We start from the raw sequence: 12,548 nt of genomic DNA, 5'->3' as shown, positions 1-12,548 counted from the left end.
ATCTCAAAAGAAACTGTCTCTGGAACGTATTTCCCAAGAGCTATCTGGGTCTCTGCGAACAACAGGCGTTTGAACACATTACTGGGGATCGGGGGCAACCATGTGGAAGCAATGACCCTGTCCTTCTCTACAAGTGCCGGTTTTTCAGCTTCAAGGGTTGCGTTCATTTTTTTAAGGAAAGGGGAGCAAATGCCGCGTAAATGTCCTTTTGCTTCAAGTTTTATAAATCCGTTCTGATGTTTCAGATCGATGGTAAGTCCCGGGATGGAGAGCACTGTTATCTCTTCTTTATCCGGTGATGTATCTGTATTCTCATCCACATTTCCCATTTTAGAGTCCTCGTATATCATTATAGGTTTGTTGCATCCTCTCCGGGAGTCTGCTTATCTGGGCTGAAAATAATGCGCTCCTTTATCTTCCATGGTCATGTAAGCCTTTAGCTCCCCATTTCCGATAACGCCTTAGTATAAAAATTGAACCTCGAAAGTGGCAGGTCCACTTTCAAGTCCTCCCTTAAGGAGAATTACATCATTGTCGAAAGCTTCGTTACCAATAAGTTCATGGAACTCTGGTATTGAAGTCGAATCTCGATACATCTAGACCCTCTCAAGGGAATAGTTCAATGATGATGTGGGATGAACGCGTTTAAACAACGCGTTCTGCAAATGCGAGGTTCCCACTGATCCTCTTGATCTTGATCTTCAGGACATCACCTTTTGTGGCGCCAGGTACGAATATGGTAAATTTAGCAAGTTTAGCAATACCGTCGCCCTTTGAACCGACAGCATCTATTCTTACTTCATATTCCTCACCTTCTTCAACTGCGTCACGTGGTGTGGCAATTGTAGTTCGCCTCTTCTTGACAGGGCGATGTGCTCCACAGGCAGAACACTTTAAAATAATTATTCTGTCGGATTTGACAAGCTGGGTATCAGGACGGTTACATTCGGAGCACATTACGTACTCTTCCACATATGCCTCGATGTTCGACTTTATGTTCTCCTTGGGGAATTTTCCCTGGAAGATAGCACGACTGCCTTCGAGTTTACCTGCAGTACCCATTTCCCTTGTGAGGAATTTCATAAGATGATCTGGGTCCCTGTTCAGAACATCTGCGATATTTGCAAAGTTCTCCAGAACGGTTGTCTTACCTTCTATGAATATCCTGGGTTCTGGAATTACGAAACGAACGTCCGTAGTTTCCACATCAGGGAGATTTTCAATAGCCCTATTCAACATCGTTTCGTAATCATCCATTTTGATACCCTCTTGTTATATTGAAATGTATTTATCTTACCAGTTCCTGGCCTTGATCTACTACGATCGTGACTGGAGTTGGTAATTTCTGACCAGCCCTTCTCAGAGCATCTTTTGCAATGACGAAGTGCTCTTTGTTGACTGAGATCGTAAAGATCTTCTGTCTTGCGGATACCCTTGCAGCAGTACTGACATTCTTTCCGTATGCAGCTCTCATTCCACTTGATACACGGTCTGCTCCTGCGCCGGTTGCCTGCTTGTTCTCTCTCAGTACCTCGTGTGGGTAAACCCTGAGCTTCATATGGAACCCGGTACGTCCTGCTGCTGATGTCATTGCTCTGTTAGCAGTGATACGTGCAGCTTCAAGAGCTGTGTGTCTGATCTGGCATCTTTCATCTGCTAGAAGTGTTATCTTTACTGGGAATTCAGCGGTCTTGTTTCCCATATCGAAGTGAATGACCTGACTGCCTGGTACACCGCCCATATATTTCCTTCTGGTGAATGAGCGTGACTTCACATTTCTATACATACTTGCTGGTTTTCTTACCATGAGTTTAAGCCTCCTTGAATTATATTATTATGATCTAAGAACGCACTGTCAAGTTCTTATCTTTTTCAGGCAGGTTATCCTGACTTGGAGTAGTGCGTCTTGAAATTCTTTAAATTGTTAATGTGTCAATGGTGCATCCCCCTATTACTTAGGGGTTTATAAGTCTTATCAATAGAATCATAATCTATTGTTTTTGATGAATTTTTCATTATGGTGCATCAAGTATAATTAGCTTTTGAAAAGACCGGTTCTATTTATATATGGAATAAAGTTCCTGGAAATCCATATATAGCACATTATACATACTTTTATTATGAACACTGTCTCCAATCAACACAAGGAAGATGCAGCTAAAACCTTTAAATTTGCTATCATCTCCATTTCGACCTCAAGGTATGAAAAGTATGGTTCAGGAACATCTCCTGTGGGTGCTGATGATATTTCCGGCAAAATAATGCTGGACCTGGTCGAAGCAAATGGACATCATTTAGTTGATTATTGTCTTGTTTCAGATGAAATGTCTGCTATAAAAGAAGCTGTCACTGAAGCGATACTAAAAGGTGCAGATATTGTAATTACTACTGGCGGGACTGGTCTTACTCCTTCCGATGTGACCATTGAGTCCGTAGTGCCCATGTTCGACAGGCAAATGCCTGGATTTGGTGAACTTTTTAGATACAAAAGCATTGAACAGATCGGATCGGCTGTCATACTGACGCGTGCGGATGCAGGCATTATTGGCGGGTCTGCAGTCTTTTGTTTGCCAGGGTCTCCCGGTGCTGTTGAGCTGGCAATGTCTGAGATTATTCTCCCGGAAGCCGGTCATATCGTTAAACATATCAGATAAGGAATTTATAAAATATGTCTATATAGTATGGTCTATATAGTATGGTCTCTAAAGAATAATATGTTATTATTATGTTGTGCCATGCCTGCAATATATTTGTAGTCTCAAGCGAAAGAACATGTCAACATGATATCTCTTTATCATGTACTGCTTGTACGCATAAGCAAACATCTACTATCTCAACGCCATTCTTAAATAGTTATAATAAAATGCACCTGCTATTCGTGTGCAGAGTTTGCGCATATTGTTGACAGGGACGAATTCATCGTAGGAATATACACATGGTTGAGTATTTATTAGGTATAAAGGAACTTGATGACCTGATCGGAGGGATTAGAGAGGGTACCAACCTTATGTTGATAGGTCCTCCTATGTGTGGAAAGGATGATCTTCTCAATAAGATCGTTCATACTGGCCTGAAGAACAACGAAGCTTCTATTATCGTTTCTACTCGTGAGACTGGGGAGCGCGTCCTCGAATGGTTCTCTCTTAATGATCTTGATATCGAGAATGCCAATATCGGTATTGTGGACTGTGTTACCAAAACACTTGGTATTCCTACGCAGGATCTGGATATGATCAAGAGGGCGGCAAGCCCGGTGGATCTTACTGGCATCGGTGTGAGGATGGGTCAGTACCTTGAGGAATTCCTTGTGCAGAGGGAGTCCATTGGCCTGAGGCTATGCATCAACTCATTATCTACTATTTTGATGTATTCCAATCTGCAGACCGTTTTCAGATTCTTACATGTTTACACAGGGCGTGTCAAAGCCGCAAAAGCATTTGGTATCTTTGTGGTCGAGGATGAGACGCACGATCCTCAGACGGTGGCTACTCTGAAACAACTGTTCGATGGTATGATCGAGATAAAGGAAACTGATTCTGGGTATGCTATAAGGGTACTGGGTATCACTCAAAAACCAACCAAATGGTATGATTTTGAGATAGATGGTACTGATGTTAACATTCTTTCCACTGAATGACAGTTCCCTTGAAAATATCTGTCTTTCAAAGCACTATTCTCATGTACTGCCGAAAGGTATAACTCAAATAAATTTTCTGTAGGTTCATTATGGATAAAGAAAAACTATACAAACTTAGGTCTGAAGCCACTCATATCAAGCCTATTGTCAATGTTGGCAAAAGCGGTGTCACTGACCAGCTTATCGTTGAATTGAAAAAACATATCAAGGAGAGGCATCTCGTAAAGGTGAAAGTTCTTAAAAGTGCCTCTTATGAAGATGGAATTGATGCGATTGCTGAAGCCCTCGTTGAGGCCACAAAGGCAACACTCATTGATGTAAGAGGGACTTCAGTGGTACTTTACCGCTGATATTCAATATATTATCTCAACTTCCTGAAGAGTAACAAGTCCTTCAGGAACCATTTTCCTTATGTTTGGGAGTATCTCCCTGATCTTCTCTTCTGAATCAACAGCTTCTATTATTAGTGGGAGCTGGGTTCCAAGCCTAAGTATGCTTGCAGTATGTATCTCGTTATGCACGCCATATCCTTCGATACCATGAAGCACGGTTGCTCCTGATATGCCAGCCTCTCTGAGCATCTCCACTATGGCCTCATGTGCAACCTTTCCCTCGAATTTGCTGTTCTCATTAAGGTATATCTTGAGAATTTTTGATACCATACTAACTCATTTTCTTTCAAATTAGATTAAACTTGCTAACTGATGTCCTAGCAACACTCCTAATATACACAGGGATAGATTCAAGATTATATTTAATATCAAATCTATTGTTCTTCCTTCTTCAAGCATTCTGGAAGTTTCGTATGCAAACGTAGAATATGTGGTGAAAGAGCCAAGCACTCCTATATTTACAAGGTGCAGGCTAATATTTTGTGATGATGCAAATGTAAGGGTCGAGAGCATAATGCTTCCAATGACGTTGACAAGCAGTGTTCCTGTGGGGAGGTTCCTGGCCTTTGGCACTATGCCGGATACTATGTACCTCAAAGGAGCACCTATGGCTCCACCAAGCCCGACCAGCAGGATCTCTTCAAGTCCTCCAGTCATCTTGGCTCCTCCTCCTTGATATGTGTATGATAATGCCTCTGCCTGCAAACACTGCAAGAATTGTCAGGATTATGTTCGCTAAGATATTCACTATTGCAGGAGTTCCTCCAAGGGAATATGTCTGCACTGCAAAAGTGGAAAAAGTGGTGAAAGAGCCCAAAAAACCTGTGCCAATGATCAAACGCGTTCTTTGGTCAATGTATCCGATATATTCATTGTCGTACATCAACATTCCTAAGAACAGACTTCCCAATACATTAACGAAAAGCGTTCCTGCTGGTGATACTATGGTCGAGGTTAAAAGGTATCTTGAGATAGCACCCAAAAAACCCCCTGAGGCAATGCCTGATAGCTCAATGAGCTGCTTGGGGGCTTTCATTACCGGGGACGGTTCTGCTCTGTTCATCGGGAAATGGCCTTAACCGCCGGATACCGGCGGGAATATGGCGACCTCATCATCCTCGTTCAAAACAGTGTTCAATCCTTCCAAGTGCTGTATATTGTTCCCGTTGACCAGGACATTGATATAGGTCCGAAGTTCCTTTTTATCACCGACGTCGTTAAAAATAAAGTCCTGCATCTGTGGATATTTGTTCAGAATGGAGTCAAGTATCTCCTGAATGTTCTCTCCCTTAAGCTCAATTTCGGAAACTCCTGCAGTCTCCCTGAGATTTGCGAACAGTTTTATTTTTACGCTGGCCATGGCAATTTGTGTGTACTGCATATTTAATAAAACTATCCAAGATGTTCTACTGAACGTCTAAGGCTCATAAAATTCAAATGGGTAAATGTTTGGTGGGTCCAATGTGGTCTTAATGGTGTATGGGGTTGATCGTATGGTGATGTGGCTAAAATGAGGTTTTAATGACGCTGTAGCTCGTACTAAGGTCGTAATGTAAAATAAGCATGTATGCTATGTTGTGGATAAATTATGAGCATGGATAATTATATCGACAAAATTGTAAACTGTATCTCAAAAAAGATTCTGGTGGGATAGCGCGGATTTGAACCGCAGTCCAAGCGTCCCAAACGCTCGAGGATGACCAGGCTACCCTACTATCCCATCGTGTGAATCACATGCAAAAAACCTCGCATGCAGCGTCTTTCATGACACGATTTCCTAAATATGACTTATAGTAGATATACTTATCTATTAAATCTGTTTTTGGCATCAAATTTTATGGAAATTGAATGGAAAACATGCTTATACTGCCAGTTTTTTATTTCCATCGACGATATATGCTATTCTCTATCTTCATCAGATCAAGTGCTCTCCCTGCCATGAAATCGATAAGTTCTTCTATTGTGGTTGGTCGATTATAGAATCCCGGGCACGCAGGTAACAAAATTGCGCCTGCATTATGTGCTCTTAGCATGTTCTCTATGTGTATTCCGCTAAGGGGGGTTTCACGTGTAATCAGTATCAGTTTACGCCTTTCCTTAAGGCAAACATCTGCAGTACGTGCTATCAGGTTATCAGATGTTCCATTTGCCACGGATGCCAGTGTTTTCATGCTGCAGGGGGCAATTATCATCCCTTCGAAAGGGTGGGATCCACTTGCTATGGGTGCTGTAAAATCCTTCTCATCGTAAACTGCGGTGGCCATACCCTCGATATCTTCCGTGGTGTAGTCGGTTTCCACTGCGAGTATCTTCTTTGCTGCTTCTGTGAGGACCAGGTGGGTATCAATATCCATTTCAGAAAGGACTTCCAGAAGACGAATGCCATACTGTGCACCGGATGCTCCACTTATGCCGATAACTATCTCCATTGTTATATCTCCATCAGTGATGTTATAAGGTCATTAATAAGCTCATCAGCCTTTGAAAGCACTTCTCTTATCTCCTTATCGGTTATGTCTGGAAAATGTATCCCTGCAGTAAGGATGGTTGTGTTATGGGTGGCAGAAGTTATCTTCCTTGCTGCATCAAGTGCAATAGCATCATCTCTGTGGGATGGCAATGTGATAACTGAAGAGGATGCATGTCCGTGTGTATTGTCATAGTACCCAACAGCAACTGCGCCCACATGTCCATCTCCTCCTGTGAGTGTCACAATGATGTCGTCCCCGAGATTCCTATGTTCCAGTACAAGTTCTCCCCGACTTGTTATCTTTGTTATTGTTGGCAAAATTTATCCCTCAATGTCACTAAAACGATATTGTGTGGTTTCTTTTTTAGCACCGAAGAATTCACGTGCAGCTTTACTCACGGCATCTCTGTGCTCCTTTAAAGTGTAAACTCCCATCTTCCAATTGTCAAAATGTGCTTTTTCAAGGGTTGCAACGATATTGGATGCCTCATCAAGACGTACCATCTTACCGTTCATCTTGATCAATGCTTTCATTTCTGCAATTTCCGGCTTTTTCGGAATATCTATCAGTATCTCACGACTGTCTATGCCGACCATATCCGCTATCTCGGCTTCTGCCCTTTCCACCTTTCCTCGATAGTGCATAACTCCTTCTCCCACTTCTTCGTGACCTACATGCAGGGCACGTTTGTAGAGCCTTCTTTCGTCAAGCCTTTTGGCTATCTCTCCTGCGTAATCGTCATCTGCTCTCATCAATTCAAATAAGGTGTCATCTTCCATCCTTCTTAATTTGAAAGGATCAAGTGTGCCTTTGTCAATAAGGTGCTTCACTGCCCTTGTGAACATCGTCTCAGCTATCCTCGATACGTGATGGTAATAAACAGTGGGGTGCATCAGAAATCGTGATACTAAAAGGGATTCAGCAGCTTTCAGGCCGCCTGAGTTGACAACAAGTTTGTTCTCGTAGAACTTCATCTCATGTATGAGGCGAACATAGTCCACAAGCCCGAAGGCCACGCCAGTATAATGTGCATCCCTCACAAGGTAGTCCATGCGGTCAACATCTATCTCACTATTGACTATCTTCCCAAGGTCGGTCTCACCTTTTATGTGGGCTGCGATGGTCATTGGATCTAAGCCGTTATCCTGCAATATCTCGGCTATCTCTCCTTTCCTGAGGATAGGTTTGACATCTTCATGTCGTTCTCTGGTATACTGTTTGATCAGGCTCTCAGTTACGTGTGAAAGGGGTCCATGTCCGATATCGTGAAGGAACGCTGCTGCACGAAGCTCCTCCTTTTCTTCATTCTCGATGGAATCGATCTGTGAGGTCAACATGGTGGCAAGGTGCATGACCCCCAGGGAATGTTCAAAACGGGTATGGTTTGCTCCGGGGTACACTAGATTCGAGAGACCTAACTGCTTTATTCTTCTTAATCGCTGCACTTGCGGAGTGTCTATTAGCGGCAAGATCAGTTCGTCCAGTTCTATATAGCCGTGTACCGGATCCCGGATTACCTTCATACCCTTTAAATATACCTCATTATATAATCATGTTCCGTTAATGCATAATACTGAGGTTATATTATATGATCATATTTTCAGGTGGAACCGGTACTCCTAAGTTGCTCGATGGTCTGAGGCACATTGTTCCGGAGGATGAATTGACCGTTGTTGTGAACACTGCTGAAGATGTATGGGTATCGGGAAACCTGATAACTCCTGACATCGATACTATCCTCTATCTCTTGTCTGGTCGGATCGATCGGGATAAATGGTGGGGTGTGGAAGATGATACTTTCCAAACCCATGGGGCTATGAAAGGACTTGGTCATGATGAAGGTATGATGATAGGTGATCTTGATCGTGCCACTCATATCATGAGGTCGGATCTACTGAGGCAGGGAATGGCTCTGTCAGGTTCTATACAAGAACTGCTTTCTGTATATGGGATAAATGTAAATGTACTTCCAATGTCTGATGATCCTGTGCGTACCATGGTAGAGACACCTTCTGGTAATATCCATTTCCAGGATTTTTGGGTAAAACAGCACGGTGAACCGGAAGTTCTGTCCGTGGAACAGGAAGGTATTGAAGGTGCGTCGATATGTCCGCTGGTGCTTGAAGCGCTTGAGGAAGATGATGAGGTACTCATAGGCCCAAGCAACCCCATTACAAGCATAGGTCCGATCATTTCCCTTCCTGGTATGTCCAGGATCCTCCGTAAGAAAAAAGTGGTTGCTGTAAGTCCTATCATCGGGAATGAAGCAGTTAGCGGCCCGGCGGGTAAGCTTATGAATGCTCGTGGGTTTGAGGTATCCTCAAGAGGTATTGCCGAGTGTTATGGTGAATTTCTTGATGTCCTTGTACTCGATGATCGTGATACTGCTTCTCCTGAGCAGTTTCAAAATGTAGGGGTAGATGTCGTTTTTACAAATACGCTTATGGGGTCCCCTGATATTAGTAAAGATCTATCTGAAGTGATCATATCTATTTTTGCGAACATGTAAGTTGAAAATATGTCATTTTCAATTTAAAAGATTGTTAAAAAAAGCATCAATAAGATGTCTGTTGGATGAAGGTGGTATGAGCGGGTTGGGGAGTGGGGGGTACTTGAAAAGAATTAGTTACCCGCTCATCTAATTGCAAGAACTCCTTACTTGTATATACACGTTGCGCCTTAAAACCCGGAATTTTACTAATTTTTTAGTAAAATTATAAATTTGGTAAATAAGTGCTGCACACATTTTGCTCAACAATGACTTAATTCTCAATTTGATGAAATCGCTTCTACCGGATCCAATCCTGCTGCACGTTGAGCAGGGTAGACTCCTGCGATCAGGTTAAGTAAAAAAACTCCTACAACAGTTATAAAGATATCCATACTGTTGATGATCACGGGGATCCTCTCTATTCCATAGAAATCCGCGGGGACGCTATAGCTTCCTATCATCAGGGCTATTATTATTCCCGATACTGATCAGATGATCGCCCCTATCAATCCCAGTATCCCACTTTCAAGGATGAATATCCTGCGTATCGTGGATGCCGGAGTGCCCATTGCCATAAGTATGCCTATTTCTCCGACCTTTTCCATAACGGTCATGTTCAATGTGCTTACAACACCAAAAGAAGCTATCAGAAGGATAAGTCCCAGCATTATGTTATTGGATGTTGTTTCAATGGCTATGGTCTGTAGTATTTCCGGATTCGTCTGGGTCCACCCCTGTGCATCATACCCCATGTCCTTGATCTTACCTGCGATCTCCTGATCATCATTGTAGTCCGATATCCTTATGTTTATCAGATTGATGGCATCTCCTGAATCGTAAAACTGCTGTGCGGTCCTGATGGATGTGTATGTGATCAGGTCATCTGCAGGACTGCCGGTGTCGAATATCCCTATGACCTCAAATGACGTTGAGGTTGCAGTGGGAAAAGAGACGGATATGTCATCACCAACCCTTACTTCCAGATCTTCGGCAAGATCATCTCCTATTATGATCGTGTTCTTGGTATGTTCAAGGGTGTAGAAATTTCCTTCGACCATATCTTGTGATATGTGGGAGATCCTCTCTTCCTTTTCAGGATATACTCCCATTATAATTCCATTAAGCGTTTTGTCCTTGTATCGAAATGAGGCTTCTCCTTGCAGCAAGGGGGATGCAGCTTTCACTCCTTCAATATCCTCGATCTCTGGTAAGATGCTATTATAAAAATGGATGTAGTCTTCTCCTTCGTTAGGTGAAACGACTACATGTGGGAGTTTTTCAACAGTGACCTCATATATCTCTTCTGTGAAACCTGCTATGAATGCATTTGATACCACCAGTATCATGACTGCAATCCCAATTGCACTGATGGATATGAGGGATTGCCTCCTCCTGCTCTTTAAATGTCTCAGTGCAATGAATACTTCATATCTCATATTACCACTTTTTCAAAAGTGTTTCCTGCGGAGAACTATGGCTCCTGCGGAGATCGCTGCCAAAGCGGTCGTGATCAAGAATGAGGGTGTACTGTTCCCATCATTTGTTCCTTCTGGTATATCATTGGAAAATACCGTTACTTTCTCGACATCGATCATTGTTTCCTGTATGTCAAGGATATCTCCATCGTTTCCGATGATCTCTATCGCCAGTTTGTACCTGCCTTCAGTAAGGCGTTTCTTCCAGATGGTCTCTACGGTCTCGTCATCTTCAGTAAGGAGGATGGGTGATCTCATGATCGCAGATTCCATTATCTCGTCGCTGTTCTCATTGTAAACTGTGAAACGAACATATCCATCAAAAGGTACCTGTGAATTTCCAGCAATTGTGGCACTGGCACCGATTTCATCCTTATATATGTCAGTGATCTCTGCATCATCCATTGATGTGAACGTATCTGTGGCCACAATTATAGATCCTGGATCTGAGATGCGCACTTTCACACGCCCGGTATATTCCTTGTTATTTGCCAGAAGGGTGTTCCATCCTTTGTTCACCGTTAAAGGATTTGTATGGATCGAGATCTTTTCATCCTTTGTAAAATAGATGATATCATTTCCTTCCACTAGCATATATTCGATATCGGCCAGACTTGTGTCAGTTGGTTTTATCACTGCGCTGACACCTTCTGAATTGGAGATAATGCCTTCAAAGATGACGTCCGGGATGATCTGTCTGCCGTGAATGAACTCATATTCTGTGGAGCATATCTCTTCCTTTTCATTGAAGATCTGTGCATCTATCTGATATGCACCGTCAGGGGTGCTAGTGGTATGCCATTGGACGAATTTAATTATGTTTGAGTTCGTTTCGATCCTGTCAATGGGTATCGTTGCCTTGTCAATGGCTCTGCCTTTCTGTAAAAGCTGGACCTCCAGTGTAAGATCCTCGATTGTTATTGAAGAAGCTACTGTTATATCACAGGACTCAATATCGCTGTATATCTCCTGAATGACTATACCACTCTCCGCAGCTGATGCACCTGCGGTTGTCAATGTCAAAAATATTGTTAGTAAACATATGATAGGTATGGTCCTTCTACACTTCATGGCATTTCCTCTTCGTACTCAATAAAAATGTGCTCTTAATCATATTTATAAAGTATCCATGTAATTTTTTATACTATTTTGGGATGGGTATGGTGGTGAATGCATATATGGGCAGGTGGTCTCAAAAAGACTGTAAATTCTCATCACCTCATTTATCCCTGGGCAATTATATTCGGTTTGCAGAAAAATCAATATCGGATAGCTTCAAATGAATTCGTAGTTTAAGGTATGGCTATATAGGAACGGGTCATTTCTGTTATATAGGAGATATATTACAATGACGCGATATACAAGAATGGGCATTCTCGTACTGATAACAATTGTTGCAGTCACGGTGGCAGCATTTTCGATGGGTTGCACGGATACCGGCACTAACGATGATACTCTGGATGTTGATGATACGGTTGCTTCAGGAACTGTCTTTTCTGAAGAAGCGAACAGCAGTGAGATCTCTCTTAAGGTGGGTGACAGTATAGTTCTGAAGCTCAATGAGAATCCTTCCACAGGTTATTCGTGGGACCTTTCTCTTCCTGAAGGCATTGTGCTGGTAAAAGATGAGTTCGTAGGTCCGGATGAACCTATGCCGGGTGCTGGCGGTGTGCACGAATGGATCCTCAAAGCTGTATCTGAGGGAAATTATCAGATAAATGCTATTTACAAGAGGTCCTGGGATAATGTGACCGGAGAAGAGGATACTTTCAGTATGGATGTAGTCGTTCTGGATGATACTCTTGCATCCGATGACAATGATGTGGAATATGTCGTTGGTACTGCTGTTGTGGATGATATTCAAATAATGGTTATGGAGTCATTCCCTCTTCAGATCAGTGTAACAGCAATTGGGAATCTGCCCGATGGCTGTACTACCATTGATATGGAGAACATTGAGGTCGTTAATACTGGAAATGGTTTTGATATTGCATTGAAGACCAAAAGACCAAAGGACTTAGTATGTACTGATGCACTTGTTCCTTTTGAAGTGAACATTCCTCTGGATGTTTATGGGCTTGA

17 protein-coding genes, 1 tRNA gene and 1 pseudogene are annotated in these 12,548 nt (G+C 42.6%); 5 read left to right on the top strand and 14 right to left on the bottom strand.

Annotated elements, in window-relative coordinates; all coding sequences use genetic code 11:
- The 3 genes and pseudogenes from QAS77_RS06350 to QAS77_RS06340 form a co-directional block, all read right to left on the bottom strand.
- A pseudogene (locus QAS77_RS06350) lies at positions 1 to 329 on the bottom strand (radical SAM protein); the annotation flags it as partial.
- Positions 330 to 645: 316 nt separating this feature from the next.
- The gene (locus QAS77_RS06345) at positions 646 to 1,257 is read right to left on the bottom strand and encodes a translation initiation factor IF-2 subunit beta (protein WP_250868484.1); all 612 of its coding nucleotides are present in this window, start codon (positions 1,255 to 1,257) and stop codon (positions 646 to 648) included.
- A 31-nt stretch (positions 1,258 to 1,288) separates the two neighbouring features.
- Positions 1,289 to 1,807 carry a 50S ribosomal protein L16 gene (locus QAS77_RS06340; RefSeq protein ID WP_305064508.1) on the bottom strand — a complete coding sequence of 173 codons (519 nt, stop codon included), beginning with the start codon at positions 1,805 to 1,807 and terminating at the stop codon, positions 1,289 to 1,291.
- Positions 1,808 to 2,120: 313 nt separating this feature from the next.
- Here QAS77_RS06340 and QAS77_RS06335 point away from each other — a divergent pair, with 313 nt between their 5' ends.
- From QAS77_RS06335 to QAS77_RS06325, 3 genes are all read left to right on the top strand, one after another.
- Positions 2,121 to 2,654, top strand: coding sequence for a MogA/MoaB family molybdenum cofactor biosynthesis protein (locus QAS77_RS06335; RefSeq protein WP_250868482.1), 534 nt, complete (start codon positions 2,121 to 2,123; stop codon positions 2,652 to 2,654).
- Between the two features lie 281 nt (positions 2,655 to 2,935).
- Positions 2,936 to 3,637: an RAD55 family ATPase gene (locus QAS77_RS06330; RefSeq protein WP_305064507.1), complete on the top strand. Its 702-nt coding sequence runs from the start codon at positions 2,936 to 2,938 to the stop codon at positions 3,635 to 3,637.
- An 89-nt stretch (positions 3,638 to 3,726) separates the two neighbouring features.
- Positions 3,727 to 3,987 (top strand): YhbY family RNA-binding protein, encoded by a 261-nt coding sequence (locus tag QAS77_RS06325; RefSeq protein WP_250868480.1) that lies wholly within the window; start codon positions 3,727 to 3,729, stop codon positions 3,985 to 3,987.
- A gap of 3 nt (positions 3,988 to 3,990) precedes the next feature.
- Here QAS77_RS06325 and QAS77_RS06320 read toward each other — a convergent pair whose 3' ends face one another.
- The 8 genes from QAS77_RS06320 to QAS77_RS06285 all read right to left on the bottom strand — a co-directional run bounded on the left by QAS77_RS06320 (position 3,991) and on the right by QAS77_RS06285 (position 8,023).
- Positions 3,991 to 4,299 (bottom strand): DUF190 domain-containing protein, encoded by a 309-nt coding sequence (locus QAS77_RS06320; protein ID WP_250868479.1) that lies wholly within the window; start codon positions 4,297 to 4,299, stop codon positions 3,991 to 3,993.
- A 21-nt stretch (positions 4,300 to 4,320) separates the two neighbouring features.
- Positions 4,321 to 4,686, bottom strand: coding sequence for a fluoride efflux transporter CrcB (gene crcB / locus QAS77_RS06315; protein ID WP_250868478.1), 366 nt, complete (start codon positions 4,684 to 4,686; stop codon positions 4,321 to 4,323).
- Positions 4,670 to 5,092 (bottom strand): fluoride efflux transporter CrcB, encoded by a 423-nt coding sequence (gene crcB / locus QAS77_RS06310; RefSeq protein ID WP_420846937.1) that lies wholly within the window; start codon positions 5,090 to 5,092, stop codon positions 4,670 to 4,672. Before crcB (QAS77_RS06310) ends, crcB (QAS77_RS06315) begins: the two co-directional genes overlap by 17 nt.
- Before the next feature lie 12 nt (positions 5,093 to 5,104).
- Positions 5,105 to 5,389, bottom strand: coding sequence for a ubiquitin-like small modifier protein 1 (locus tag QAS77_RS06305; RefSeq protein ID WP_250868477.1), 285 nt, complete (start codon positions 5,387 to 5,389; stop codon positions 5,105 to 5,107).
- Positions 5,390 to 5,672: 283 nt separating this feature from the next.
- A tRNA-Pro gene (locus QAS77_RS06300) sits at positions 5,673 to 5,749 on the bottom strand.
- A gap of 157 nt (positions 5,750 to 5,906) precedes the next feature.
- The gene (locus tag QAS77_RS06295; RefSeq protein ID WP_250868476.1) at positions 5,907 to 6,458 is read right to left on the bottom strand and encodes a UbiX family flavin prenyltransferase; all 552 of its coding nucleotides are present in this window, start codon (positions 6,456 to 6,458) and stop codon (positions 5,907 to 5,909) included.
- A 2-nt stretch (positions 6,459 to 6,460) separates the two neighbouring features.
- The gene (locus QAS77_RS06290) at positions 6,461 to 6,817 is read right to left on the bottom strand and encodes a prenylated flavin chaperone LpdD (protein ID WP_250868475.1); all 357 of its coding nucleotides are present in this window, start codon (positions 6,815 to 6,817) and stop codon (positions 6,461 to 6,463) included.
- 3 nt (positions 6,818 to 6,820) lie between these two features.
- Positions 6,821 to 8,023 carry an HD domain-containing protein gene (locus QAS77_RS06285; protein WP_250868474.1) on the bottom strand — a complete coding sequence of 401 codons (1,203 nt, stop codon included), beginning with the start codon at positions 8,021 to 8,023 and terminating at the stop codon, positions 6,821 to 6,823.
- Between the two features lie 65 nt (positions 8,024 to 8,088).
- Here QAS77_RS06285 and cofD point away from each other — a divergent pair, with 65 nt between their 5' ends.
- On the top strand, positions 8,089 to 9,009 hold the full coding sequence (gene cofD, locus QAS77_RS06280; RefSeq protein ID WP_305064506.1) for a 2-phospho-L-lactate transferase: 921 nt from the start codon (positions 8,089 to 8,091) through the stop codon (positions 9,007 to 9,009).
- A gap of 260 nt (positions 9,010 to 9,269) precedes the next feature.
- On the opposite strand, the gene QAS77_RS11555 is transcribed toward cofD, so the two are convergent.
- The 3 genes from QAS77_RS11555 to QAS77_RS06270 form a co-directional block, all read right to left on the bottom strand.
- Entirely contained in the window at positions 9,270 to 9,398 is a 129-nt protein-coding gene (locus tag QAS77_RS11555; RefSeq protein ID WP_331522330.1) for a hypothetical protein, read from the bottom strand.
- An 81-nt stretch (positions 9,399 to 9,479) separates the two neighbouring features.
- Positions 9,480 to 10,427, bottom strand: a complete 948-nt coding sequence (locus QAS77_RS06275; RefSeq protein ID WP_331522328.1) for an ABC transporter permease — start codon at positions 10,425 to 10,427, stop codon at positions 9,480 to 9,482.
- A 12-nt stretch (positions 10,428 to 10,439) separates the two neighbouring features.
- The gene (locus tag QAS77_RS06270) at positions 10,440 to 11,537 is read right to left on the bottom strand and encodes a hypothetical protein (protein WP_305064505.1); all 1,098 of its coding nucleotides are present in this window, start codon (positions 11,535 to 11,537) and stop codon (positions 10,440 to 10,442) included.
- Positions 11,538 to 11,814: 277 nt separating this feature from the next.
- Here QAS77_RS06270 and QAS77_RS06265 point away from each other — a divergent pair.
- The coding region (locus QAS77_RS06265) for a protease inhibitor I42 family protein (RefSeq protein WP_305064504.1) at positions 11,815 to 12,548 on the top strand (734 nt) is incomplete at its 3' end.

Source organism: Methanococcoides sp. (assembly GCF_030594565.1).
GTDB lineage: Archaea > Halobacteriota > Methanosarcinia > Methanosarcinales > Methanosarcinaceae > Methanococcoides > Methanococcoides seepicolus.
Note: the sequence above shows the minus strand (reverse complement) of the source record. Positions and strands in the feature narration are given on the sequence as shown.

Excerpts from the sequence above, each read along its gene's own strand:
- QAS77_RS06345 (WP_250868484.1), bottom strand. The coding sequence starts at position 1,257 with ATGGATGATTACGAAACGATGTTGAATAGGGCTATTGAAAATCTCCCT.
- QAS77_RS06340 (WP_305064508.1), bottom strand. The coding sequence starts at position 1,807 with ATGGTAAGAAAACCAGCAAGTATGTATAGAAATGTGAAGTCACGCTCA.
- QAS77_RS06335 (WP_250868482.1), top strand. The coding sequence starts at position 2,121 with ATGAACACTGTCTCCAATCAACACAAGGAAGATGCAGCTAAAACCTTT.
- QAS77_RS06330 (WP_305064507.1), top strand. The coding sequence starts at position 2,936 with ATGGTTGAGTATTTATTAGGTATAAAGGAACTTGATGACCTGATCGGA.
- QAS77_RS06325 (WP_250868480.1), top strand. The coding sequence starts at position 3,727 with ATGGATAAAGAAAAACTATACAAACTTAGGTCTGAAGCCACTCATATC.
- QAS77_RS06320 (WP_250868479.1), bottom strand. The coding sequence starts at position 4,299 with ATGGTATCAAAAATTCTCAAGATATACCTTAATGAGAACAGCAAATTC.
- crcB (WP_250868478.1), bottom strand. The coding sequence starts at position 4,686 with ATGACTGGAGGACTTGAAGAGATCCTGCTGGTCGGGCTTGGTGGAGCC.
- crcB (WP_420846937.1), bottom strand. The coding sequence starts at position 5,092 with ATGAACAGAGCAGAACCGTCCCCGGTAATGAAAGCCCCCAAGCAGCTC.
- QAS77_RS06305 (WP_250868477.1), bottom strand. The coding sequence starts at position 5,389 with ATGGCCAGCGTAAAAATAAAACTGTTCGCAAATCTCAGGGAGACTGCA.
- QAS77_RS06295 (WP_250868476.1), bottom strand. The coding sequence starts at position 6,458 with ATGGAGATAGTTATCGGCATAAGTGGAGCATCCGGTGCACAGTATGGC.
- QAS77_RS06285 (WP_250868474.1), bottom strand. The coding sequence starts at position 8,023 with ATGAAGGTAATCCGGGATCCGGTACACGGCTATATAGAACTGGACGAA.
- cofD (WP_305064506.1), top strand. The coding sequence starts at position 8,089 with ATGATCATATTTTCAGGTGGAACCGGTACTCCTAAGTTGCTCGATGGT.
- QAS77_RS06275 (WP_331522328.1), bottom strand. The coding sequence starts at position 10,427 with ATGAGATATGAAGTATTCATTGCACTGAGACATTTAAAGAGCAGGAGG.
- QAS77_RS06270 (WP_305064505.1), bottom strand. The coding sequence starts at position 11,537 with ATGAAGTGTAGAAGGACCATACCTATCATATGTTTACTAACAATATTT.